Annotated in this window: 20 protein-coding genes; 16 read left to right on the forward strand and 4 right to left on the reverse strand. The window is 34.4% G+C overall.

Annotation, left to right across the window (positions count from 1 at the left end; all coding sequences use genetic code 11):
* Positions 1-6 precede the first annotated feature (6 nt).
* The 15 genes from Q0L65_RS01010 (at position 7) to Q0L65_RS01080 (ending at position 19,028) form a co-directional block, all read left to right on the forward strand.
* A complete protein-coding gene (locus tag Q0L65_RS01010; RefSeq protein ID WP_296682464.1) occupies positions 7-4,341 on the forward strand; it encodes a CusA/CzcA family heavy metal efflux RND transporter in 4,335 nt (1,444 codons plus the stop codon).
* Between the two features lie 10 nt (positions 4,342-4,351).
* Positions 4,352-5,470, forward strand: a complete 1,119-nt coding sequence (locus Q0L65_RS01015) for an efflux RND transporter periplasmic adaptor subunit (protein WP_296682465.1) — start codon at positions 4,352-4,354, stop codon at positions 5,468-5,470.
* Between the two features lie 34 nt (positions 5,471-5,504).
* The gene (locus Q0L65_RS01020; protein ID WP_296682467.1) at positions 5,505-6,002 is read left to right on the forward strand and encodes a DUF2231 domain-containing protein; all 498 of its coding nucleotides are present in this window, start codon (positions 5,505-5,507) and stop codon (positions 6,000-6,002) included.
* Positions 6,003-6,187: 185 nt separating this feature from the next.
* Complete coding sequence (pckA, locus tag Q0L65_RS01025) at positions 6,188-7,795, forward strand: phosphoenolpyruvate carboxykinase (ATP) (RefSeq protein WP_296682469.1); 1,608 nt, start codon at positions 6,188-6,190, stop codon at positions 7,793-7,795.
* 282 nt (positions 7,796-8,077) lie between these two features.
* A complete protein-coding gene (hisG, locus tag Q0L65_RS01030; RefSeq protein WP_296682470.1) occupies positions 8,078-8,935 on the forward strand; it encodes an ATP phosphoribosyltransferase in 858 nt (285 codons plus the stop codon).
* Positions 8,936-9,023: 88 nt separating this feature from the next.
* On the forward strand, positions 9,024-10,316 hold the full coding sequence (hisD, locus tag Q0L65_RS01035) for a histidinol dehydrogenase (RefSeq protein ID WP_296682472.1): 1,293 nt from the start codon (positions 9,024-9,026) through the stop codon (positions 10,314-10,316).
* Positions 10,306-11,358 carry a histidinol-phosphate transaminase gene (gene hisC, locus Q0L65_RS01040; protein WP_296682474.1) on the forward strand — a complete coding sequence of 351 codons (1,053 nt, stop codon included), beginning with the start codon at positions 10,306-10,308 and terminating at the stop codon, positions 11,356-11,358. Before hisD ends, hisC begins: the two co-directional genes overlap by 11 nt.
* A 13-nt stretch (positions 11,359-11,371) precedes the next feature.
* Positions 11,372-11,992, forward strand: a complete 621-nt coding sequence (locus Q0L65_RS01045; RefSeq protein WP_296682475.1) for a YdeI/OmpD-associated family protein — start codon at positions 11,372-11,374, stop codon at positions 11,990-11,992.
* Between the two features lie 24 nt (positions 11,993-12,016).
* Positions 12,017-13,150 (forward strand): bifunctional histidinol-phosphatase/imidazoleglycerol-phosphate dehydratase HisB, encoded by a 1,134-nt coding sequence (gene hisB / locus Q0L65_RS01050; RefSeq protein ID WP_296682477.1) that lies wholly within the window; start codon positions 12,017-12,019, stop codon positions 13,148-13,150.
* A gap of 78 nt (positions 13,151-13,228) precedes the next feature.
* Positions 13,229-13,810 (forward strand): imidazole glycerol phosphate synthase subunit HisH, encoded by a 582-nt coding sequence (hisH, locus tag Q0L65_RS01055; protein ID WP_296682478.1) that lies wholly within the window; start codon positions 13,229-13,231, stop codon positions 13,808-13,810.
* Positions 13,811-13,838: 28 nt separating this feature from the next.
* Positions 13,839-14,564: a 1-(5-phosphoribosyl)-5-[(5-phosphoribosylamino)methylideneamino]imidazole-4-carboxamide isomerase gene (gene hisA / locus Q0L65_RS01060; protein ID WP_296682481.1), complete on the forward strand. Its 726-nt coding sequence runs from the start codon at positions 13,839-13,841 to the stop codon at positions 14,562-14,564.
* Between the two features lie 48 nt (positions 14,565-14,612).
* Positions 14,613-15,368: an imidazole glycerol phosphate synthase subunit HisF gene (gene hisF, locus Q0L65_RS01065; RefSeq protein ID WP_296682483.1), complete on the forward strand. Its 756-nt coding sequence runs from the start codon at positions 14,613-14,615 to the stop codon at positions 15,366-15,368.
* Between the two features lie 33 nt (positions 15,369-15,401).
* Positions 15,402-16,001 carry a bifunctional phosphoribosyl-AMP cyclohydrolase/phosphoribosyl-ATP diphosphatase HisIE gene (gene hisIE / locus Q0L65_RS01070; protein ID WP_296682485.1) on the forward strand — a complete coding sequence of 200 codons (600 nt, stop codon included), beginning with the start codon at positions 15,402-15,404 and terminating at the stop codon, positions 15,999-16,001.
* Positions 16,002-16,369: 368 nt separating this feature from the next.
* Positions 16,370-17,386 (forward strand): alkaline phosphatase D family protein, encoded by a 1,017-nt coding sequence (locus Q0L65_RS01075; protein ID WP_296682487.1) that lies wholly within the window; start codon positions 16,370-16,372, stop codon positions 17,384-17,386.
* A gap of 10 nt (positions 17,387-17,396) precedes the next feature.
* Entirely contained in the window at positions 17,397-19,028 is a 1,632-nt protein-coding gene (locus tag Q0L65_RS01080; RefSeq protein ID WP_296682489.1) for a M1 family metallopeptidase, read from the forward strand.
* Positions 19,029-19,032: 4 nt separating this feature from the next.
* Here the strand turns inward: Q0L65_RS01080 and Q0L65_RS01085 are convergent, their stop codons facing one another.
* Positions 19,033-19,869 (reverse strand): AraC family transcriptional regulator, encoded by an 837-nt coding sequence (locus Q0L65_RS01085; RefSeq protein WP_296682491.1) that lies wholly within the window; start codon positions 19,867-19,869, stop codon positions 19,033-19,035.
* Between the two features lie 152 nt (positions 19,870-20,021).
* On the opposite strand from Q0L65_RS01085, the gene Q0L65_RS01090 reads away from it, so the two are divergent.
* Positions 20,022-21,014 carry a phytanoyl-CoA dioxygenase family protein gene (locus tag Q0L65_RS01090; protein ID WP_296682493.1) on the forward strand — a complete coding sequence of 331 codons (993 nt, stop codon included), beginning with the start codon at positions 20,022-20,024 and terminating at the stop codon, positions 21,012-21,014.
* Between the two features lie 72 nt (positions 21,015-21,086).
* On the opposite strand, the gene Q0L65_RS01095 is transcribed toward Q0L65_RS01090, so the two are convergent.
* The 3 genes from Q0L65_RS01095 to Q0L65_RS01105 are packed head-to-tail and all read right to left on the reverse strand — an operon-like array spanning position 21,087 to position 24,112.
* Positions 21,087-21,965: a sugar phosphate isomerase/epimerase gene (locus tag Q0L65_RS01095; protein WP_296682495.1), complete on the reverse strand. Its 879-nt coding sequence runs from the start codon at positions 21,963-21,965 to the stop codon at positions 21,087-21,089.
* A gap of 19 nt (positions 21,966-21,984) precedes the next feature.
* Positions 21,985-22,875: a TIM barrel protein gene (locus Q0L65_RS01100; protein WP_296682497.1), complete on the reverse strand. Its 891-nt coding sequence runs from the start codon at positions 22,873-22,875 to the stop codon at positions 21,985-21,987.
* A gap of 7 nt (positions 22,876-22,882) precedes the next feature.
* Entirely contained in the window at positions 22,883-24,112 is a 1,230-nt protein-coding gene (locus tag Q0L65_RS01105; RefSeq protein ID WP_296682499.1) for a nucleoside permease, read from the reverse strand.
* Between the last annotated feature and the right edge of the window lies 1 nt (position 24,113).

A 24,113-nucleotide genomic window follows, 5' to 3' on the forward strand; every position in this document is an offset into this window, starting at 1 on the left:
TGCAAGATGCTCGAAAAAATCATAGCCTTTAGCTTAAAAAACAAACTCATTATTTTGCTATTTACTCTTGGAGTATTTGGTTTTGGAATCTATTCTGTATTCCAAATTTCAATTGGAGCTGTTCCTGATGTAACCAATAATCAAGTTCAAGTTATTACCACTTCGCGCAATCTTTCCACACAAGATATTGAACAATTCATTACTTATCCAGTAGAGATTGAAATGGCCAATTTACCTGGCGTGAAAGAAATTCGTTCGATTTCAAAATTTGGTTTATCAGTAGTAACGATTGTTTTTGAGGATAATTTAGGTACTTATTTACCAAGACAATTAATTGCTGAAAAAATAAAAACAGCTTCTGAGAAAATCCCTGAAGGTTTTGGAACACCAGAAATGGGACCTATTACAACGGGCTTAGGAGAGATTTACCAATATACATTAGAAGTTAAACCTGAATTCAAGCACAATTATACTGTTGCCGATTTAAGAACCATTCAAGATTGGTTAGTAAAACGTCAATTATCTGGAATTAAAGGAGTAGTTGAAATCAATACTTGGGGTGGTTATTTGAAACAATATGAAATTGCCATTAGTCCAGCTAGTCTAAAAGCGATGAATATTAGTATGACGGAGGTTTTTACTGCTTTGGAAAAAAACAATAGTATTGCGGGAGGAGCTTATATCGAAAAAGTGAACCAAAGTTATTTCATTCGTGGAGAAGGAAAGGTAAAATCTTTAGAAGATATTGAAAACATTGTGGTGAAGAATACCAATGGAATGCCTGTCTATGTTAAAAACATTGCTGCAGTAAACTTTGGTCACGCTAACCGATTTGGCGCTATTACTGGCAATGGAGAAGGAGAGAAGGTGTTAGGACAAGTAATGATGCTAAAAGGAGGGAACTCCAAACAAGTCATTACAGATGTTAAAAATCGAGTAACCGAAATTCAAAAGCATTTACCTGAAGGGGTCTATATTAATGGATTCTTGGAACGAAGCGAATTGGTTGGTAAAACTACTTTTACTGTAGCTGAAAACCTCATTTTAGGCTGTCTTATTGTAATTTTTGTAGTAGTCTTGTTATTAGGAAACTGGCGTTCTGGCTTAGTGGTGGCATCCGTTATTCCGCTTTGTTTATTATTTGCCATTTCTTTTATGAATATTTTTGGCATTGATGCCAATTTAATGAGTTTAGGAGCCATTGATTTTGGAATTATCATTGATGGAGCTGTAATTATTGTAGAATTTATTGCATTTCAAATAGCACACAAGTCGGCTCATTTAGCTTTGCTTCCAAAAGAAGAACAGCAGATTGAAATTGACCAAATCACTTTCAAAAGTGCTTCTAAAATGATGAATTCGGCTGTTTTTGGCCAATTGATTATTCTAATCGTTTTTATCCCGATTTTGTCTTTATCCGGAATTGAAGGTAAAATGTTCAAGCCTATGGCAATGACATTTAGTTTTGCTTTGCTTGGCGCGATGTTATTCTGTTTTACCTATGTGCCAGTGGTTTCTTCTTTATTTTTGAAACCAAAGGAAGAAAATCCAAATTCATTTTCGCACAGACTGATTCAGAAATTGAATTCGTGGTATACGCCTATAATCACTTGGGCTTTGGCCAATACCAAAAAAGTCTTGTACGGTGCTTTTGGGCTTTTGGTTTTTGCTATCGTATTATTCAGTACTATGGGAGGCGAGTTTATTCCAACACTAGACGAAGGCGATTTTGTGATTCAACCCGTTTTAAAAACAGGAACTTCTTTGACAAAAACAATTGCCACCACGACTAAGATTGAAAAAATTATCTTGAAAAATTTCCCCGAAGTAAATCAAGTTGTCAGTAGGATAGGGGCTGCCGAAGTTCCAACCGACCCAATGTCCATGGAAGAAAGTGATGTCATTGTAAAATTAAAACCCAAATCAGAATGGGTTTCGGCTACCACCAAAGACGAATTAGCCGATAAAATCAAATTGGCATTAGAAGCTCAAATTCCGAATATGGAAATTGAATTTACACAACCTATCGAAATGCGTTTTAACGAATTAGTTTCAGGTACACGTTCGGATGTGGCAGTAAAAATATTTGGAGAAAACTTAGATGTTTTGGCACAAAAAGCACACGAAATTGAGAAAGCTATCAAAAATGTAGAAGGAGCATCAGACATTATTATCGAAAAAACAGAAGGTTTACCACAAATGTTTGTGCAATATGATCGTTCTAAAATTGCTCGTTATGGATTGAATATTACTGATTTGAACGAGATGATTGCTTTAAGTTTTGCAGGAAAAACAGTAGGTAATGTCTTTGAAGGAGAAAAACGTTTTGATATGGTAGTGCGCTTAAATGAAGGTAATCGTCATGATATTGAAGACTTAAAAAACTTATATGTTTCGACTCCCAATGGTCAACAAATTCCGTTAAGTGAGTTAGCAACTATTGAATACACCCAAGGACCGGCAAAAATTTCGAGAGACAATACCAATCGTAGAATTGTAGTTGGAATTAATGTAAGAAATCGCGATTTACAAAGTGTTGTAACCGATATCCAGAAAATAGTGGATACTAAAATTAAACTTCCTGCAGGCTATTCCGTAAAATATGGAGGTCAATTTGAAAATCTTCAATCTGCCAAAGCTCGTTTATTGATTGCAGTACCAATTGCTTTATTTTTAATTTTCATCCTATTGTATTTTGCTTTTGGCTCTATTAAAGAGGCTTTGATGGTGTATTCAGCAATACCGCTTTCTGCCGTGGGTGGCATCCTATTTTTATGGATACGTGACCTCCCTTTTAGTATTTCTGCAGGAGTTGGATTTATTGCACTTTTTGGAATTGCAGTTTTAAATGGAATTGTGTTGATTGAGCATTTTAAAGAACTCAAACACCACGGAATGAAAGATATGGACGAATTAATTTTAAAAGGAACTACAGATCGTTTGCGTCCTGTATTATTGACAGCTGCTGCAGCTGCTTTAGGGTTTTTACCTATGGCTATTTCTTCTTCTGCAGGAGCCGAAGTACAGCGTCCATTAGCTACAGTAGTAATAGGTGGTTTATTCACAGCAACCATCTTAACTATGATTGTATTACCTATTCTTTTTAAAGTGTTGGCTGAAAAAGAATTAAAAAAACCAAAATTTAAAATGCATCATAAATCTACGTATTTAGTATTGTTTTTATTGAGTACTACCGTTGTAATGGCACAAAATACGACTTCAGAACGCGAACGCATTATTAATTTAGCATTAGAAAACAACAAAGAAATTAAGGCGTCTCAGCTGCAATTGGAGAAGACCAATGCTACAATACAAACTGCCTATTCGTTTGATAAAACCAATGTGTATTATAGTTACGACCAAAACAATTTAGCCTTAAACAATGAGCCTTTACGCGTTTTTGGTATTCAGCAGAAATTTGAATTTCCTACTGTTTATGGAGCCAAGAAAAACGTTCTTGCTTCAGAATATGAGAAAGAAAAAGCTCGGTTCGAGTTGCAAAAAAACAAATTGACTTTGACTGTTTCTAAAGTCTATGAACACATTGTTTATTTGCAAAATCAAGAAAAGCGTTACGCTTATTTGGATAGTTTGTACCAAAATTTTTCTAAAGCAAGTAACCGTCGTTTTGAATTGGGAGAAACTAATTATTTAGAAAAGATTATGGCTCAAGCCAAAGCAGGGCAAATTCAAACCAAGAAATCTCAAATTGAAAAAGACAAACTTGCGCAATATGAATTGTTGAATTCTTTAGTGCAATCCGAAGAGAAAATTATAGTATTGAATACTCAAATGAGTCCGCTTACTATTTCATTGAGTAGTTCAGGAAAAGAACTTCATTCCACTTATTTAGAACAAATTACAGAAACATATAAAAAACAATTAGCGTTACAAAAACAACATTGGTTACCTGATATTAATGTTGATTATTTCCAAGGTAGAAATAATGGATTATCACAATCATTGTATGGTTTTCAAGTGGGGTTAGCTATTCCTATTTTATTTTCAGGAACAACTTCTAAAATTAAAGTAGCGCAATTGGATTTAAAAAGTTGGGAACAACAAAAACAAAATGAAGAACAAAAAATAGCACGCTACTTAAGTCAAAAAGAAAATGAATTGACTAAATATCAAGAAGCTATTGATTATTATAACCAGTATGGCAAAAAACTATCTGAAGAAATTAGTAAAGTGGCCAATTTGAGTTATAAAAATGGTGAAATTGATTTCTTTCAATACATTCAAAGTTTAGAAAATGCTACAGCTATTCAAGTCGATTATTTAGATACCTTATTGCAATACAACAACACTCAATTGGAATTATATTACCCTAATTTTTAATCCGTTTACGATGAAGAAAATAGTATATACACTTGCTCTAACTACTATTTTAGTGGGCTGCAAAGAAACCAAAACCGAAGAAAAAACACCAAAGGAAGATGGATTAATTCATCTGACTCAAACTCAATTTCAATCAGGAGGAATGGGTATTGGTAATCCGACAGAACAAGACTTTGATGTTAGTATAAAAACATCTGGTACAATTGATGTTCCACCTCAAAATAGAGCACAGGTCACTACTTTTATTGGAGGTTATGTAAAATCTACAACACTTTTGGTGGGGGATAAGGTTCGTAAAGGTCAAGCTTTAGTTACTTTAGAGAGCACCGAATTTTTAGATATTCAAAAAGAATATTTAGAAGTGGCAGAACAAATCAAGTATTTGAAATCAGAATACGAACGTCAAAAAACCTTATTTGACGAAAAAATCAGTTCGCAAAAAAATTACTTAAAAGCAGAAAGTGATTACCGAAAAACGAAAGGGATGTACCAGAGTTTAAGAGAAAAATTACTGCTATTGAAAATTAATCCAGCCAATGTAGAAAAAGGTAAATTAACTTCTACCGTTACTATTTCGTCACCTATTTCTGGAGATATTGTAGTAATGAATGCCAATGTTGGAATGTATATTGCTCCATCGGCTGTGATTTTAGAAATTGTGGATACCCAACATTTACATCTGGAATTAGCCGTTTTTGAAAAAGATATTTTAAAAGTGAAAGTAGGTCAGAAAATAGACTTTACGGTTCCTGAAGCTTCTAAAGAAGTGTTTCCTGCCGAAGTGCATTTGGTTGGAAAATCTATCGAAGGAAATGATAGAACTATCAATGTTCACGGACACTTAGATGAATCTATCAAACAAAAACTATTAACTGGTATGTTTGTCGAAGCCAAGATTGTGACAAATTCAAAAAAAGGACTTGCTATTCCTTCTGAAGCTTTAGTTACTGAAAACAATAAAAATTTCGTACTTTTATTAGACAGTAATAAAAACAATAACTATTCATTTAAAAAAGTGGCCGTTGGAATTGGAGAAAAGAATAAAGATTTTGTTGAAATAATTCCTAATAGTGAAATTAAAGTTTCTTCAAAGATATTAACCAAAGGGGCTTTTGATTTAGTGAACTAAAAGTCAAATTAACAACCATAAAAAACAAACAATTATGAACGAAGCGCATTTACACATGGTAGTCAACCATTTTCCAATCATTGGAACCATTTTAGCAATTGGAATTTTAATTGCAGGATTAGTTTTGAAAAATAGTACAATAAGAAATACCTCTTATTTCGTATTCATTATTGCAGCTATTTTTGGTGCATTCAGCATGGGGACTGGAGAAGGCGCAGAAGAATTAGTAAAAGATATGCCCAATGTAGGTTGGGAAATTATTCACGAACACGAAGAAATCGCCGAAAAATTAGCCTTGTTATTGTATATCTTAGGATTACTTTCGGTAGTAGCTTTGTATCTAAATTTTAAAAAGAATACCAAAGAAAAATTAGTTTCCTTTTTTATTTTAGGGATAGGTATTGCGAGTCTTTTTGTTGTTCAAAAAGTAGGAACCTCTGGGGGTGAAATTCGTCATACTGAGATTAGAACAGATTCAACAATAGCAATTCCTGCAAAAACAGAAAAGTTTAGTGAAGAACACGAAGATTAAGTCCTTATTCTTTGATAAATAAATAGCTTCCATTCATTTTAAATAAAATGAATGGAAGCTATTTTGTTAAAAATAACATTTTTGCTTAAAAATGTTGTATTTATGATTTTTATCAGTTTCTAACTAATCAAAATAACTTACTTTTGAATACCATTAAATAGTATATTTTTTTAATTACAGACAAGATGAGAAACATCAAAATCATTCAAGAATTACACGATTTAGGAATTACAGGATATCACGAAGTATCATACAACCCTTCTTATGAAGAATTGTATCAGGCAGAAATGTCACACCGTAGAAAAGGATTTGAAAAAGGCGCATTGACAGATACAGGTGCCGTTGCAGTAAAGACAGGAATTTTTACAGGGCGTTCTCCAAAAGACCGTTATATTGTAAAGGATGATGTAACTAAAGATACGATTTATTGGGACGATAAAGTCAACTTTCCAACCACGCAATCGGTTTGGCGTGATTTAAAAAAATTAGTATTAAAACAATTATCAACTTCTCCTAAATTATATGTAGTAGATGCTTTTTGCGGTACCAATCCCGATACAAGATTGAAAGTGCGTTTTGTTATGGAAGTGGCATGGCAGGCACATTTTGTAACTAATATGTTTATTAGACCATCAGGATATGAATTAGAAAATTTTGGTGAACCAGACTTTGTGGTCATGAATGGGTCTAAAACCACTAATCCAGATTGGCAAAAACAAGGGTTAAATTCAGAAAATTTTGTAGTATTTAATCTTACTGAAAAAATTCAAATCATAGGTGGAACTTGGTATGGTGGCGAAATGAAAAAAGGGATGTTCTCTATGATGAACTACTATTTACCGCTAAAAGGAATGGCTTCAATGCACTGTTCTGCTAATGTGGGTGAAGAAGGAGATGTAGCCATATTTTTTGGTCTTTCGGGTACTGGAAAAACCACACTTTCAGCAGATCCAAAACGATATTTAATCGGTGATGACGAACACGGTTGGGACGATAATGGAGTCTTCAATTTTGAAGGTGGATGTTATGCCAAAGTAATTGATTTATCAGAGAAAAACGAACCAGACATTTGGAGAGCTATCAAAAGAGATGCGCTTTTAGAAAATGTAATTGTTGATGAATACGGTGAAATTAATTACTATGACCATTCTATCACTGAAAACTCAAGAGTTTCGTATCCAATTTATCATATTAATAAGATTGTCTTGCCATCAAAAGCGGGACATGCTAAAAAAATCATTTATTTATCGGCAGATGCTTTCGGGGTGTTACCTCCCGTTTCTATCTTAGATGATGACCAAGCACAATACCATTTTTTATGTGGATATACCTCAAAATTAGCAGGTACCGAAAGAGGAATTACAGAACCTGTACCTTCGTTTTCACCCGCTTTTGGAGAGGCTTTCTTGACATTACATCCAACACGTTATTCTCAAACCTTAATTGGAAAAATGAAAGAACACGGTGCCAAAGCTTATTTAGTAAATACGGGATGGAATGGAACGGGTAAACGAATTTCATTAAAAAATACCAGAGCCATTATTGATGCCATTATTAGTGGCGAAATTGAAGAGGCGGAAACTAGAGCTATTCCTTACTTAAATTTAACTATACCAACCGTTTTGCCTAATGTAAGTGACGGTATTTTAGACCCAAGAGATACGTATGAGGACAAAGCAGAATGGGAACGTAGAGCTAAAGATCTAGCCACTCGTTATATCAAAAACTTTGAACAATATACCAATACTGAAGAAGGAAAACGATTAGTAAGTGCAGGACCTAAACTGAGTTAATGTAATTTGTATTTTAACAATAATATAGCTTTAAGTTAAAATAATAATTGGGTTGTAACTATATTTTGCTTTATATTTGCACTCGAAATAGAAGAAAATTTCTAATTAATAATTATGTTATCAAATCAATTGCATCATCATCATTTACAAAATTGCTCTCAAGCGATGTGTTAATGGTATGCGTGTAAGTCACATATTTAAAAACCCGTTTGAGTACATCAAGCGGGTTTTTTATTAAAAATCTGTTGTACTCAAATCACAACAAACAAAAACAACAAAACAATGAGTACTTTAAAAATTGCAATTCAAAAATCAGGACGCTTAAACGAAGACAGTATCCAAATCTTAAAAGACTGCGGAATTTCTATTAACAATGGAAATGACCAATTAAAGGCAACCGCATCTAATTTCCCGTTAGAAGTTTTGTACCTACGAAATTCTGACATTCCTCAATATTTGATCGATGGAGTAGTAGATGCAGCGATTGTAGGTGATAATCTTTTGGTCGAAAAAGGGAAAAACATTCAAGTTGCAGAAAAATTAGGATTTTCAAAATGTAAAGTTTCAGTCGCTGTACCTAAAAGTTTTAACTATAATTCGGTGAAAGATTTGGACGGATTGCGAATTGCCACTTCGTATCCCAATACTGTTTTAGATTTCTTCAATTCCAAAAATGTAAATGTTGATTTGCACCAAATCTCAGGTTCGGTAGAAATTGCACCTAACATTGGTTTGGCCGATGCCATTGTAGATATAGTTTCCAGTGGAAGTACTTTGTTTAAAAACAATTTAAAAGAAGTAGAAGTTATTTTTAAGAGCGAGGCCGTTTTAGCTGTTTCACCTAAAATGACTCCAGAAAACAAAGTAATTTTAGACAAATTGCAGTTCCGAATCCAATCGGTTTTAAGAGCGCGCAAATCAAAATACATTTTGATGAACGTACCTAACGATAAAATTGAATTAATTAGTTCGATTTTGCCTGTATTAAAAAGCCCAACGGTAATGCCATTGGCACAAGAAGGTTGGTCAAGTGTGCACACCGTTATCGAAGAAGATCGTTTTTGGGAAGTAATTGACGAGTTAAAAGCAGCTGGTGCCGAAGGTATTTTGGTTTGCCCAATTGAAAAAATGGTGTTGTAAACCCCCTAACCCCCAAAGGGGGAAAGACTAAATAGCTAAATTGAAGTACAATTGAATCTTTCAATTTTTCAATCTTTAAATCTAAAAAATGAACAAAATATACAATCCAAAACAGGAAAATTGGGCTTCTTTATTAGAAAGACCCACTAAAACTGTGGACGATATTGAAGCAACGGTAAAAGAAATCTTTGCAGCAGTACAATCCAAAGGAGACGAAGCGGTACAACAATATACCACTCAGTTTGACGGAATTGCTTTGGAAAATAATTTGGTTTCCAATACCGAAATAGAACTAGCTATTGCTGCTGTTTCTGACGAATTGAAAGCAGCGATTCAATTAGCCAAATCAAATATCGAAAAATTCCACGCAGCCCAAAAAACAACTCGTGTTAGTGTTGAAACTGCAGAAGGGGTACAATGTTGGCAAGAAAAAAGACCTATTCAAAAGATAGGGTTGTATATTCCTGGAGGAACCGCTCCTTTATTTTCAACCGTGTTGATGTTGGCTATTCCTGCTACAATAGCGGGATGCAAAGAAGTGGTTCTATGTTCGCCACCCGATAAAAATGGCAATTTAAACCCTGCTATTTTGTACGCTGCGAATTTATGTGGTGTAACCAAAATTATAAAAGTAGGCGGAATCCAAGCGATTGCTGGAATGACTTTTGGTACTACCACCATTCCTAAAGTCTATAAAATATTTGGACCAGGAAATCAATACGTAACGGTAGCCAAACAATTAGCGACTCAATTTGGTGTTGCTATTGATATGCCAGCAGGTCCCTCTGAATTGTTGGTTGTAGCCGATGATAGTGCTGTACCTGCTTTTGTAGCTTCTGATTTATTAAGTCAAGCCGAACACGGAACAGATAGTCAGGTAATTTTGGTTTCGACTTCTAAAGCGATGATAGCCGCGGTTGAGCAAGAAGTACAATCACAATTAGCAGTTTTACCAAGAAAAGAAATTGCCGAAAAAGCCATTGCTAATTCCAAATTGATTTTTGTTGAAAATGCAGCAATTGCCTTAGATTTAATCAATGAATACGGCCCTGAACACTTTATTATTTGTACTGAAAATGACGATTTTTATGTAGATAATATTGAAAATGCAGGATCGGTTTTTATAGGCAATTATACACCAGAAAGTGCTGGAGATTACGCGTCTGGAACCAATCATACTTTACCAACGAATGGATACGCTAAAAATTATAGCGGAGTCAACTTGGATAGTTTTATGAAATCAATGACATTTCAAAAGATTTCAGAAAGAGGCATTCAAAACATTGGTAAAGCCATTGAAATTATGGCAGAGAAAGAAGGTTTACAAGCACACAAAAATGCGGTTACATTACGTTTAAAAGCGATTGAAAATGGAAAATAAATTTAACATCAACAATTTAGTTCGAGAAAACGTCAAAGCCATGAAGCCCTATTCTTCGGCACGTGATGAATTTGAAGATTTTGATACAGCCGATATGATTTTTTTGGATGCCAATGAAAATCCTTTTGAGAACGGTGTGAATCGCTATCCAGACCCGCAACAAGCGACGGTTAAATCGGTGTTAGCCCAACAAAATGGTGTTGAAAAAAATCAAATTCTTTTAGGAAATGGAAGTGATGAAGTGTTGGATTTATTGTTTCGTGCTTTTTGCGAACCAAAAATAGATAATGTCATTACTTTGCCACCAACTTACGGAATGTATGGTGTTTTGGCGAATCTGAATGCCATTGAAAACAGAGAAATTTTACTTTCGGAGGATTTTCAACCGCAATTAGAAGTAATAATGAAAGCGGTAGATAATAACACCAAAATGATTTTCCTTTGTTCGCCCAACAATCCAACAGGGAATTCGTTTTCTGAAGAAAGCGTACAATATCTACTAGATAATTTCAATGGATTAGTGGTGATTGACGAAGCCTATATTGATTTTTCAGATAAAGCGTCGTGGATTCAAAAAATCAATACATATCCTAATTTAATTATTACCCAAACCTTGTCTAAAGCGTATGGTTTGGCTGGAATTCGATTAGGAATTTGTTATGCATCTACTGCAATTATTGGGGTTTTAAACAAAATTAAGCCACCGTATAATGTGAATGAATTAACACAGCAAAGAGCGTTACATCGTTTGGCTAACCCAACTCAAATAAAAGAAGAGATTAACTTAATAATAGCACAAAGAGAGTTATTACTTAAAGTATTAAATGAAGTAAATTTTGTAACAAAAATATATCCAACTGAGGCCAATTTTATCTTAATTAAAGTTGACAATGCTAATCAACGTTATGATGAATTAATCGCCAAAGGAATTGTGATTCGCAATAGAACTTCACAACCTTTATGCGAAAATACTTTGCGCTTGACTATTGGAACGGAAGAGGAAAACAAGAAATTAATGGCTGCTTTAAAAACCTTGGATTAAGTTGTAGATAATTATGATTCCTAATGTAGAAACGTATTTTAATGAAGGTTGCGGACGCTGTTCAAAAATGGCGACTCCGTTGTGCCGTGTGCGAACTTGGGAAAAAGAATTACAATTGTTAAGAAGTATTATTCTAGAATGTGGGCTAGTAGAAGAGTTGAAGTGGAGTCACCCGTGTTATACCTTTCAAAATAAGAATATTATTATGTTAGGCACTACTAAAGCTTTTTGTGCGATTAGTTTTTTCAAAGGCGCTTTACTTGCAGACACCCAACAAATTTTAGTAACACAAACCGAAAATATGCAAGCAACAAGACAATTACAATTTACAAGTATTGATCAAATTGCAAGTATAGAAATGAGTATTAGATCTTATATTTTTGAAGCCATTGAAATAGAAAAATCGGGGATTAAAATTCAATACAAAACACCTGATGAAATGGTAATTCCTGAGGAGTTTCAACAAAAATTAAATGAAGACGAAGCATTAAGAATTGCCTTTGAGGGATTAACACCAGGTAGAAAGAAAGCCTATTTGCTTTTCTTTTCACAAGCTAAACAGTCAAAAACTAGGCTGTCTCGCGTAGAAAAATGGATTCCTACTATCAAACAAGGCAAAGGAATGGAATATTAAAATTAACTTTTTGACAAAAAATAAATGAAAAAAGTATTATTTATAGATCGTGATGGGACCATCGTTATTGAGCCTACCGATTTTCAATTAGACAGTTTAGACAAATTAGAATTTTACCCAAAAGCGTTTCAGTACTTGGCTAAAATTGCTAACGAATTGGATTACGAATTGGCAATGGTGACCAACCAAGATGGTTTGGGAACGGATAGTTTTCCTGAAGATACGTTTTGGCCTACACAAAACTTTATTTTAAGAGCGTTTGAAAACGAAGGGGTTCTATTTGACGATATATTCATAGATCGTTCGTTTCCAGCAGATAATGCACCTACACGCAAACCTCGTACCGGAATGTTGACTAAATATATTGATAATCCGAAGTATGATTTAGCCAATTCATTTGTATTAGGTGACCGAATTACCGATGTTGCCTTAGCAAAAAACTTAGGAGCCAAAGCCATTTATCTAAAACAACAAGAAGGTTTAGGAAGTGACGAAATCAAGGAAAACGAAGATTTTAGCGATGTTATTTCATTACAAACCACCGATTGGAAAACCATCTATGAGTTTTTAAAATTAGAAGCCCGTTCCGCTACTATCGAAAGAAAAACGCACGAAACGGATATTTTTATCAACCTCAATTTAGATGGAACTGGGAAAAGCAAAATCGATACCGGTATTGCCTTTTTTGACCACATGTTAGACCAAATTGCACGTCACGGTCAAATGGACTTAGAAATCAGTGTAAAAGGCGATTTAGAGGTAGATGAACACCATACTATTGAAGATACAGCGATTGCTTTAGGAGAAGTCTTTGCGAAAGCATTAGGCAATAAATTAGGGATTGAACGCTACGGTTTCTGTTTGCCAATGGATGATTGCTTATCCCAAGTAGCCATTGATTTTGGAGGAAGAAACTGGTTGGTTTGGGAAACCGAATTCAAACGCGAAATGGTAGGTAAAATGCCAACAGAGATGTTCTACCACTTTTTCAAATCATTCTCTGATGGTGCCAAAGCAAATATTAACATCAAAGCAGAAGGAACTAACGAACATCACAAGATTGAAGCTATTTTTAAGGCTTTTGCCAAAGCGATTAAAGTAGCTGTAAAACGGGATACCGAAAAAATGATTTTACCAAGTACCAAAGGAATGCTTTAATAATTATGAATTGTAAATTATGAATGGTTAAGTATAAAAATCTTAACGAATCTTAATTTCTTAATGGTTAAAAAATAAATGAAAATTGCCATCATCAATTACGGCGCGGGAAATATTCAAAGTATTCTGTTTGCTATAGAACGTTTGGGATATACAGCCGTGTTAACTAATAATCCAGCCGAGATTCAGCAAGCGGATAAAGTCATTTTTCCGGGAGTTGGAGAAGCGAGTTATGCTATGCAAAAACTAAAAGAAAGTGGTTTGGATAGTTTGATTCCAACCTTGAAACAACCCGTATTAGGAATCTGTTTAGGGATGCAGTTAATGTGCCAACATTCTGAAGAAGGAAATACAGACGGATTAGGAATTTTTGATGCGAATGTTATTCGGTTTTCTACTCAGGTGAAAGTACCTCAAATGGGGTGGAATCAGATTTACAATTTGAAATCACCTTTATTTGAAGGAATTAACAATAATGAATACATGTATTTAGTACATAGTTATTATGTTCCCAATTGCAGTGAAGCCATTGCCAATACCAATTATGATGTAGAATATGCGTCGGCTTTGCAAAAAAATAATTTTTATGGAACCCAATTTCACCCAGAAAAAAGTGGCGATGTGGGTGAACAAATTTTAGCTAATTTCTTGAAATTATAAATTTCAACTATCGTAAATCGTAAATAGAATGAGAATAATACCAGCAATAGATATCATAGACGGAAAATGTGTTCGTTTGTCCAAAGGAGATTACGACACTAAAATTATTTATAATGAGAATCCGCTTGAAGTGGCCAAATCGTTTGAAGCACACGGAATTGAGTATTTACACTTGGTTGATTTAGATGGTGCTAAATCAAGCAAAATCGTGAATTACAAAATTCTAGAACAGATTGCTACACAAACAAAATTAAAAATTGATTTTGGAGGTGGCTTAAAATCCGATGCCGATTTAAAAATTGCTTTCGAATCGGGGGCTAACCAAATCACAGGCGGAAGTATTGCTGTAAAAAACAGAGCTATTTTTGAGCAATGGATTGCCGAATATGGTTCGGATAAAATCATTTTGGGAGCCGATGCCAATAATGAAAAAGTGGCGGTTTCGGGTTGGTTAGAAGACTCTAATGAAGACTTAGTGCCATTCATTCAAGACTATCAAAGCAAAGGAATTCAGTATGTTATTTGTACCGATATTGCCAAAGACGGCATGTTGGCTGGGCCTAGTTTTGATTTGTATGCTAAAATTTTGGCAGCAGCCAAAGGAATCAAATTAATTGCCTCAGGTGGTATTTCTACATTTGATGAATTGCCGCAATTAGCCGAATTAGGTTGCGAAGGAACAATCATTGGAAAAGCGATTTACGAAGGAAGAATCTCGTTGAAACAACTAGAAAACTACATTTTAAATACATAATTAAACAATTGATCAATTTACAAATTAATCAATTGCTACATTAACACTATGCTTACAAAAAGAATCATTCCTTGTTTGGATATCAAAAACGGAAGAACGGTCAAAGGTGTCAATTTTGTTGACTTACGTGATGCTGGAGATCCTGTAGAATTGGCAAAAATCTATTCCGATGAAGGTGCTGACGAACTCGTTTTTTTAGATATTTCTGCCACAGAAGAACGCCGCAAAACTTTGGTTGATTTAGTTCGCAAAGTTGCTGCAACGATTAATATTCCGTTTACTGTGGGTGGTGGAATTGCATCGGTAGAAGATGTAGAAATCTTATTGCAAAACGGCGCGGACAAAGTATCTATCAACTCTTCGGCGGTAAAAAATCCGCAATTGATTACAGATTTGGCTCAGAAATTTGGAAGCCAATGTGTGGTCGTTGCTATTGATGCCAAACAAATTGATGGCGAATGGATGGTGCATTTAGTAGGAGGTAAAGTACCTACAGATATCCAACTTTTCGATTGGGCCAAAGAAGTAGCAACACGTGGAGCAGGAGAAATCTTGTTTACGTCTATGGATCATGACGGAACTAAAAATGGATTTGCTAACGAAGCTTTGGCAACACTTTCGCAATTGGTAAACATTCCTATTATTGCATCAGGAGGAGCAGGGAATATGCAACATTTTATTGATACCTTTGTCGAAGGAAAATCAGATGCCGCTTTAGCAGCCAGTGTTTTTCATTTCAAAGAGATTGAAATTAAGACCTTAAAAAAAGAATTAAAAAATAATCATATTGAAGTTAGAATTTAAATAATTCAAAACTCATAATTCATCATTACAAACATGAACATCGATTTTTCAAAAAGCGCTCACGGATTAATTCCAGCCATTATTCAAGATAGTGAAACCAAAGCCGTATTAATGTTGGGCTACATGAACGAAGAGGCTTTCGCCAAAACACAAGCTACTCAAAAAGTAACTTTCTATAGTCGTTCCAAACAGCGTCTTTGGACAAAAGGAGAAGAAAGTGGTAACTTCTTACATCTAGTAAGTATCAAGAACGATTGTGATAATGATACCTTATTGATTCAAGTACGTCCGCAGGGACCAACTTGTCATAATGGCACCGATACCTGTTGGGCTGAAGAGAATCAACCGAATTATGGTTTTATTTCAACTTTGGAACAAACCATCAATACCCGTCGTGAAAATGCGGATGCCGAAAAAAGTTATGTTGCCTCTTTATTCGAAAAAGGGATCAATAAAATTGCTCAAAAAGTAGGAGAGGAAGCGGTAGAAGTAGTGATTGAAGCCAAAGATGCTAACGATGATTTGTTCTTGAGCGAAAGCGCTGATTTACTTTTTCACTACCTTATTTTACTTCAAGCCAAAGGTTTTCAAATGAATGATGTAATTGAAGTTTTGAAGAAAAGACAGAAATAAATTCATTCTAATTGAAATCATTGTGATACTATAAAATAAAAATAATCTCAATAAATATAGTCCCTACGGGACATTTTGAGAGGTGGAGCCTCTTTGTTTATTACCAAAATGTAGTCCCTAACGGGACAATTCCAACTAATAATAGTTTGACAAATATATTTCTTCATTTTCAATCCGTCCCGTAGGGACAATATACTGGTAAAAAAGTAGGCTTGGAATACAAAAGTCCCATAGGGATGAAATGTATTTCGTAAGAATACAAAAAATCTTCCAAGAGCAAACCCAATAGATTCAATTCTGTTGGGTTTTGTTTTTATTATAAATAAATTCATTTACATTTACTTCTGATATCTCAATTGAAGAAAAAGATGTTTATACTTCCTAAATTCACATACCAACTAGGGTTGATTTTCTACCTAATTGCTATTTCCACGTATTCCCAAACTAAAAATTTTTCTATTGCTTTTGGTTCTTGTGACAATCAAAGACTCAAAAATGAGTTATGGAAATCTATTGATGAAAATCATCCTGTAGCTTGGATTTGGGGAGGAGATGATGTCTATTCAGATACCGAAAACATGAATGAGCTTAAAGAAAATTACGCCATTCAAAAAAATAATAGCGATTATTTACAATTCATAGCTAACAAACAGATTATAGGAACTTGGGACGATCATGACTTTGGAAGAAATGATGGAGGAGAAGAATATCCTTATAAAAGAGCCAGTCAACAACTATTGTTGGATTTTTTAGGAACTCCAAAAAAGGCGCCTGAACGTTTTAGAGATGGTGTTTATAATTCTAGAATATTAGATAAAGACGGTAATAAAGTCAAAATTATCGTATTAGACACCCGTTTTTTTAGAACATCATTAACTAAAGCTAAAAATTCAAAAAAGCGTTTTCAACCCAATTTATATGGACAAGGAACTATTTTAGGAGAAGCGCAGTGGAAATGGTTAGCAGAAGAGTTGAACTCTTCTGACGCTCAATTCAATGTAATTGTGAGTAGTGTTCAGTTGCTATCAGACCAACACGGCTTTGAATGTTGGGGTAATTTTCCGCATGAGATTGATAAACTAGAAAAAATGATTGTCGCATCGAAAGCAAAAGGGACTTTCATTATTTCAGGCGATCGTCATATAGCCACTTTTTCTTCTAAAAAAATTCCGAATTTAAATTATCCTTTAGTTGACTTTACTTCTAGCGGATTGACTCACGTGTATTCAAGTTTTTCGGGAGAAGAAAATCCCTACCAAATAGGTAAAGTTGTAGCAGAGAAAAATTTTGGATTATTACAATTTGATTTTACCAACAATCGTGTCATCATGCAAATTCGCGGACTAGAAAATAAACTATTAGGCGAACATATTCAACAATATTAAATCCTGAATTATGAATAAGAAAACAATATGTCTTTTCGTAGTATTTTTAGTTACCAATACCATTTTAGCTCAAAAATTCACTAGACAAGACAGTTTACGTGGTAGTATTACCAAAGAAAGAAGTTGGTGGGACTTAAAAAAATACCATTTAGACATCAAAGTGAATCCTTCGGATAGTACCATTATTGGTTCTAATACGATTGATTATCAAGTAGTCGAAAAATACAATGTAATGCAAATTGACTTGCAAGAGCCGATGCAAATTACCAAAATTGTACAAGACGGCATTAACCTAAAGTACCAAAGGGAAGGTAATGTCTATCATGTGTATTTGGTAGCCAATCAAAGTAAAGGAGAAAAGAAGCAGCTTGTTATTTTTTATGGAGGAAAGCCAAAAATAGCCGTTAATCCGCCTTGGGATGGAGGAATCAGTTGGAAGAAAGATGAAAATGGAAAATCGTTTATAGCCTCTTCTTGTCAAGGTTTGGGAGCTAGTGTTTGGTGGCCTAACAAAGACCACATGTACGATGAAGCCGAATCCATGTTGATTAGTGTGAATGTTCCAAAAGGCCTAATGGATATTTCTAATGGTCGTTTAATTAGTACCAAACAATTAAAAGACAATACGACAACTTACACTTGGCAAGTCACCAATCCGATTAATAACTACGGGGTAAATATTAATATTGGTGATTATGTAGCTTTTTTAGAAAAATACAAAGGTGAAAAAGGGGATTTAGATTGTCAATATTATGTGTTGCGAAATAATTTGGCTAAAGCCAAAAAACAATTTCAAGATGTTCCTAAAATGCTCAAAGCTTTCGAACATTGGTTTGGTCCTTATCCTTTCTATGAAGATAGTTATAAACTCGTTGAAGTGCCGTATTTAGGTATGGAACATCAAAGTAGTGTTACCTATGGGAATGGCTATAAAAATGGCTATCGCGGACGTGATTTGAGCGGTACCGGTTGGGGATTAAAATTCGATTTTATCATTATTCATGAATCGGGACACGAGTGGTTTGCCAATAATATCACGTACAAAGACATTGCCGATATGTGGATTCATGAAAGTTTTACCAACTATTCTGAAAGTTTGTTTGTAGAATACTATTATGGCAAGGAAGCCGGAGCGGCGTACGTTCGTGGTACCCGAAAAAATATTCAAAATGACCAACCTATTATTGGTCAATATGATGTGAATAACGAAGGTTCTGGCGATATGTATTACAAAGGAGGGAATATGTTGCATACCATTCGTCAAATCATTAATAATGACGAGAAATGGAGACAAATTCTAAGAGGTTTGAATAGTACGTTTTACCATCAAACGGTTACTACCCAACAAATTGAAAACTACATTAGCGAACAAGCAGGTATTGACTTAGCACCCGTTTTTAATCAATATTTGAGAGATACACGAGTGCCTACCTTGGAGTATTATTTCAAAGAAAAGCAATTGACCTACCGATGGATTAATTGTGTGGATGGATTTACTATGCCAGTTCAAGTTGACTTAAATGGAGAATCATTGCGAATTCAGCCTACAAAGGAATGGAAAGTAATCACTGTAGCTACTACCAACTCAAAATTGACCATTGATGCTAATTATTATGTAGCAGGATTGGATAGTACGAACTAAAAATCTACTTCTTTTTAAACTCCAAAGGATTTTCGCCAACGACTTTTTTGAAGATGCGATTGAAATACGATACGCTTTCAAATCCGCATTCGTAACAGGTTTCTGTTACGTTTTTATCTTCTTTTAAAAGGCGTTTGGCTTGTTCAATTCGGTATTGATTTAAGAATTCGATAAAAGTCAGTCGCGTCATTTTCTTAAAATACCGACAAAAAGCTGCTTTAGACAAATGGGTGAGTTGCGCCATTTCTTCAATAGTAATGGTGCGCTGAAAATTCTTTTCGATAAAAGTATAGACTACTTTGAGTCGGGATTGTTCTTTATTATTATAGAAATTCTCAAAAGGAAGTTCGTGTAAAAAAGTCATTTCTTCAGAAGTTGCTAGCGTTTGAAACAATGACAATACTGCTATAAATTGTTCAAAATGCGGTAATAAATGAATGGTTTTTAATTGCTTTCCAATAGTGGATTTGGTGTTCCCGTGAAAGCAAATTACTTTTTTAGCATTTTCAAACAGTTGCTGAATCGCTGCCAGTTCTGGAGTTGAAGCAAAATCATTCTTAAAAAAATCAGCTTTGATTTGCAGTACTACTTTTTCGTATTCCGTTCTAATTCCGTAATCAAAATTCAAATGTGGAATATTAGAACCAATAAAAACCAAATCACTCCCTTCAAATTGTCCCACATGATTTCCAACCCGTCTAGTTCCTTGGGGTGCTTCTATAAAAGTCAATTCAAATTCAGGATGAAAATGCCAATAATAAAAATCGTTCAATTTTGGATTGACCAAAATTCGGAACGAACTTCCCGCTAAACGTTTAATATCTTCGAGTACGATTTTCATATATTTTCTTTATTTACAATATAAATGTACTATTATACAGTTTAATATCAAACAAAAAGTCAATATAGTACAAATTATGGTAAATTTTGTGATAATTCAACTACTCAATTCCTACTAATTTTGGATTATCAAATTAACTTAACTTTTTAATTATGGAAAATAAAAACCAAACTATGGCTCCTACAATGACTCCAACGATGGCAGCTAATGCACATACCGATATACCGGGAAATCCATCTGTAGCTAAATCAAGTGTACACAAACTAAATGATCGTTCTAACGGCAAACCACTTCGTTTATTAACCGAAGAACAATGGAATTTTTGGATAACCAATGGGTATATTGTAATAAAAAATGCCGTACCAAAAGAAAATGCTGAACGATTGGCTAATTTTATTTGGGAATTTGAAGAGAAAGACCCAAACGATTCATCTACTTGGTATGCACCCCCAAGAGCAGAAATGCAAATGAAAGAATTAACCAATAGTGGGATGGTGGAATTGTACAATCATCAATACCAATGGGACAACCGCCAAATGCAAAAAGTATATGATGCTTTTGCTGATGTTTGGGGAACAGAAAAATTATGGGTTACAATTGATAGAGCCAATTTGAATTTTCCGGTTCGCCCAGATCATGAATTCAAAGGATTCATCCATTGGGACTACGATCCTGAAACAAAACCACAAAATGTGCAAGGCGTACTTGCTTTAGTAGACGCAACTGATGAAAATATGGGTGGTTTTCAATGTATTCCTGAATTGTTCCGTACTTATGATACTTGGAAATTAACTCAACCCGAAGACAGAAATCGTTTTCAGCCTGATATTACAGGATTTGAAGATAAATTAGTAAAAGTGAAAATGAAAGCGGGAGATCTAATAATTTTTAATAGTTCGCAACCTCACGGGATCCGTCCTAATTTAACCAAAGACAAAGTGCGTGTAGCGCAATATATTTCAATGATGCCTGCAGAAGAAGATAATGAAGAGCTAAAAGCGTGGCGTATCAATTCTTGGAAAAACCGAATTGCACCTGAAGGATATGCATTTCCTGGCGATCCAAGAAAATGGGAAATCACAAAACACAAAACAGCCGAATTAAGCGATTTAGGTAAGAAGTTATTAGGTTTAGAAAAGTGGTAAATCTACTTTAAATAAAAAAGGGTATTCAATTAAAAACTAATTAAATACCCTTTTTATATGTTTTAAAAAAATCTAGATTAGATTTTTAGCAATATAATCAAAACTAGTCTTGATTGATTCCAAAGGATTCGGAGTATAGTTGGTTTCATGTTCTAAAAAGAAACGTTTCATTCCTGACAATTTAGCTTGTGCAAAAATGGCTTTGAAATCAATAGCTCCTTTACCAATTTCAGCATTTAATTCTTTATTGGCTTTATCCATATCTTTTACGTGCCACATAGTGAAACGTCCAGGGTGTTGCTTGAATAAATCCAATGGGTTATGTCCTGCTCGAACCGCCCAATACAAATCCAATTCAAAATCAACTAATTTTGGATCCGTTTCATTCAACAAGATTTCATATCCATTTGTGTTTCCAAATTTTGTGAATTCAAAGTCATGATTATGATAGGCTAATTTTAAACCTGCAGCCTGACACTGTTGTGCTACTTTATTGATTCCTACCGCTAATTTTTTGTAATCCTCAGCTGAAGTCCCTCTTAATTCAGGGATTATATAAGGAATAGTAACATACTCACTCCCTAATACTTTAGCAGCTGCTATATACGATTTTAGGTCACTAAGGTCTCCTGTCTTAATATAATTATTAAAATCAAAATGGTTACTCGTTGCTTTCAAACCATTTGCATCTAAAATCGCTTTGAAGTCTTGTACTGAAGTACCAAAAAAAGCATTGTCTTTTGGTGAGAAACCAAAAGTTTCTACTTCTGTAAATCCAGCTTTGGCAACTTGATCTAAAACACCTTTTACATCTTTAGGCAAAGTCTCACGCAAAGTCCATAATTGAATTCCAATAGCTCTTTTTTTAGTAGTAAAGGCTAGGGAAGGAGTAATGGCCAAAGTCCCTAGTACTAAACCACTATTAATTAGAAATTCTCTTCTTTTATTCATGGGTTATATTTTTTGTTAGTTAAATGTCGCAAATAGTTATTGCTTGTCGCAATGAGGCTAATTTATCTGGATTTTTAGGAACAAATTCTTGTCCAACAAATCCTTTAAAACCAGTTCCCGCAATAGCTCTCATAATAGCAGGATAGTTCAATTCCTGTGTGTCGTCAATTTCATTTCGACCAGGAACACCCGCCGTATGAAAATGAGCAATGTATTGAATATTATCTTTAATAGTACGAATTACATCACCTTCATCAATTTGCATGTGATAGATATCGTAAAGCAATTTAAAATTGGGTGAATTAATTCGTTTAGCTAATTCCACTCCCCAAGCAGTTCTATCACATTGGTAATCTTTATGGTTGATTTTACTATTCAATAATTCCATTACTAGAGTAACATTATGCTTTTCAGCTAATGGGATTAATTTTTGTAATCCAATCACACAATTAGTCCAACCTTCTTCATCGGTCTTTCCTCTTCGGTTACCACTAAAACAAATTAGGTTTTTATACCCTGCTTCAGCCACACGAGGAATCATCTCTGTATAACGTTGAATTAGTTTTTCGTGAAATTGAATATCGTTAAAACCATCGACTAGATTCAGTTCAGCACCATTACACATCGTTGAAACTAAATTGTGTTTTTTAAGTGTTGGCCAAGCTTCTGGTCCCACCAAATCGATTCCGGTTATTCCCATCTTCTTTGCTTCAACACACAATGTTTCTAAATCTAATTTATCAAAACACCATCTTGAAACAGAATGATTGATATTACCTTTTAGCATTGGAATAGTAGTTGTTTTATCTTTTGGTAAACCAAAAGCAGACAATTCCAAAGGAATACTTAGCGCAGCAGAACTGGCAAGTATTCCTTTAATAACAGAACGTCTATTGAGGTTAGTTTTCATCTAAAATTTAGTGTGAAACTTCTGCTTTATTTTTGTCATTGAATGTCAATGCAAATAAAATAAAAACAGCTAAAGCAATTCCGGCAGGGATAATCCAAACCATTTCCCAGTTGATTGTTCCAGTTGCAGTTTTATAATTGTCAGTAATCCATCCCGCTACTGCAAAACCAATTAACATTCCCACACCATAAGTAGCTAAAGTAATTAAACCTTGAGCGGCACTTTTGTATTTATCACCCGCTTTTGAATTGGTATAAATTTGTCCAGAAACAAAGAAGAAGTCATAACAAATTCCGTGTAACGCAATACCAATAATTAGCATAAAACTTAAATCAGCACCATTACCATAAGCAAATAATGCATAACGAATAGCCCAAGCTAACATTCCAACTAATATGGTTTTCTTAAAGCCATATTTTGTAAAAAATACTGGAATTAATAATAAAAATAAAGCTTCTGATATTTGACCAATGGCCATTTTACCAGTTGGATTTTCGATTCCAGCTTCAGTTAAAAATGGATGTGCATTTTGGTAATAAAAAGCCAATGGAATACAGATTAAAATAGAAGAAAGAAAGAATACTGCAAAGTTTTTATCTTTCAATAATTTCAATGCATCCAATCCGATAATATCTCCAATTTTATTTTTTTCATCCGATACTTTAGGTGGAGTAGCAGGTAAGGTAAAGCTTAATAACCCTAATACCAATGCTGCAATTCCTGACAATAAGAATGTATTTTTCAACATTCCTTGAGCTATATTTTCAGCTGTATCCCAATGGAAAACAAAACTAATAGCTAATCCAGCTAAAATCCATCCGATAGTCCCCCAAACACGAATGTTGGCAAATTCTTTCTCAGGATCTTTCATTTGGTTAAAGGCTACTGAATTTACTAAAGCTAAAGTAGGCATATATAAAACCATATAACTTAGAACGTAAGTGTAAAATGAACCTACTTCATTAGATTGGTACATTTGATACATCAAAAAAGCCCCAATTAAGTGCAATACTCCTAAGATTCTTTCGGCATTAAAATAGCGGTCTGCAATTAATCCAATGATGAAAGGCGCAATGATAGCTCCCCAAGATTGTGTAGAAAATACCGCAGCAGTTTCAGCTCCTGAAGCTTTCAAATTGTTACCTAAAAAAGTGCCTAATGTTACAAACCATGCGCCCCAGATAAAAAACTCTAGGAACATCATAGTTGATAATTTAATACGGTTGGTTGTATTCATA

It is taken from the genome of Flavobacterium sp. (genome assembly GCF_024642105.1).
Lineage (GTDB): Bacteria > Bacteroidota > Bacteroidia > Flavobacteriales > Flavobacteriaceae > Flavobacterium.

Bases quoted from the DNA above. Each gene is read 5' to 3' on its own strand.
- Q0L65_RS01010 (WP_296682464.1), top strand. From the start codon at position 7: ATGCTCGAAAAAATCATAGCCTTTAGCTTAAAAAACAAACTCATTATT.
- Q0L65_RS01015 (WP_296682465.1), top strand. From the start codon at position 4,352: ATGAAGAAAATAGTATATACACTTGCTCTAACTACTATTTTAGTGGGC.
- Q0L65_RS01020 (WP_296682467.1), top strand. From the start codon at position 5,505: ATGAACGAAGCGCATTTACACATGGTAGTCAACCATTTTCCAATCATT.
- pckA (WP_296682469.1), top strand. From the start codon at position 6,188: ATGAGAAACATCAAAATCATTCAAGAATTACACGATTTAGGAATTACA.
- hisG (WP_296682470.1), top strand. From the start codon at position 8,078: ATGAGTACTTTAAAAATTGCAATTCAAAAATCAGGACGCTTAAACGAA.
- hisD (WP_296682472.1), top strand. From the start codon at position 9,024: ATGAACAAAATATACAATCCAAAACAGGAAAATTGGGCTTCTTTATTA.
- hisC (WP_296682474.1), top strand. From the start codon at position 10,306: ATGGAAAATAAATTTAACATCAACAATTTAGTTCGAGAAAACGTCAAA.
- Q0L65_RS01045 (WP_296682475.1), top strand. From the start codon at position 11,372: ATGATTCCTAATGTAGAAACGTATTTTAATGAAGGTTGCGGACGCTGT.
- hisB (WP_296682477.1), top strand. From the start codon at position 12,017: ATGAAAAAAGTATTATTTATAGATCGTGATGGGACCATCGTTATTGAG.
- hisH (WP_296682478.1), top strand. From the start codon at position 13,229: ATGAAAATTGCCATCATCAATTACGGCGCGGGAAATATTCAAAGTATT.
- hisA (WP_296682481.1), top strand. From the start codon at position 13,839: ATGAGAATAATACCAGCAATAGATATCATAGACGGAAAATGTGTTCGT.
- hisF (WP_296682483.1), top strand. From the start codon at position 14,613: ATGCTTACAAAAAGAATCATTCCTTGTTTGGATATCAAAAACGGAAGA.
- hisIE (WP_296682485.1), top strand. From the start codon at position 15,402: ATGAACATCGATTTTTCAAAAAGCGCTCACGGATTAATTCCAGCCATT.
- Q0L65_RS01075 (WP_296682487.1), top strand. From the start codon at position 16,370: ATGTTTATACTTCCTAAATTCACATACCAACTAGGGTTGATTTTCTAC.
- Q0L65_RS01080 (WP_296682489.1), top strand. From the start codon at position 17,397: ATGAATAAGAAAACAATATGTCTTTTCGTAGTATTTTTAGTTACCAAT.
- Q0L65_RS01085 (WP_296682491.1), bottom strand. From the start codon at position 19,869: ATGAAAATCGTACTCGAAGATATTAAACGTTTAGCGGGAAGTTCGTTC.
- Q0L65_RS01090 (WP_296682493.1), top strand. From the start codon at position 20,022: ATGGAAAATAAAAACCAAACTATGGCTCCTACAATGACTCCAACGATG.
- Q0L65_RS01095 (WP_296682495.1), bottom strand. From the start codon at position 21,965: ATGAATAAAAGAAGAGAATTTCTAATTAATAGTGGTTTAGTACTAGGG.
- Q0L65_RS01100 (WP_296682497.1), bottom strand. From the start codon at position 22,875: ATGAAAACTAACCTCAATAGACGTTCTGTTATTAAAGGAATACTTGCC.
- Q0L65_RS01105 (WP_296682499.1), bottom strand. From the start codon at position 24,112: ATGAATACAACCAACCGTATTAAATTATCAACTATGATGTTCCTAGAG.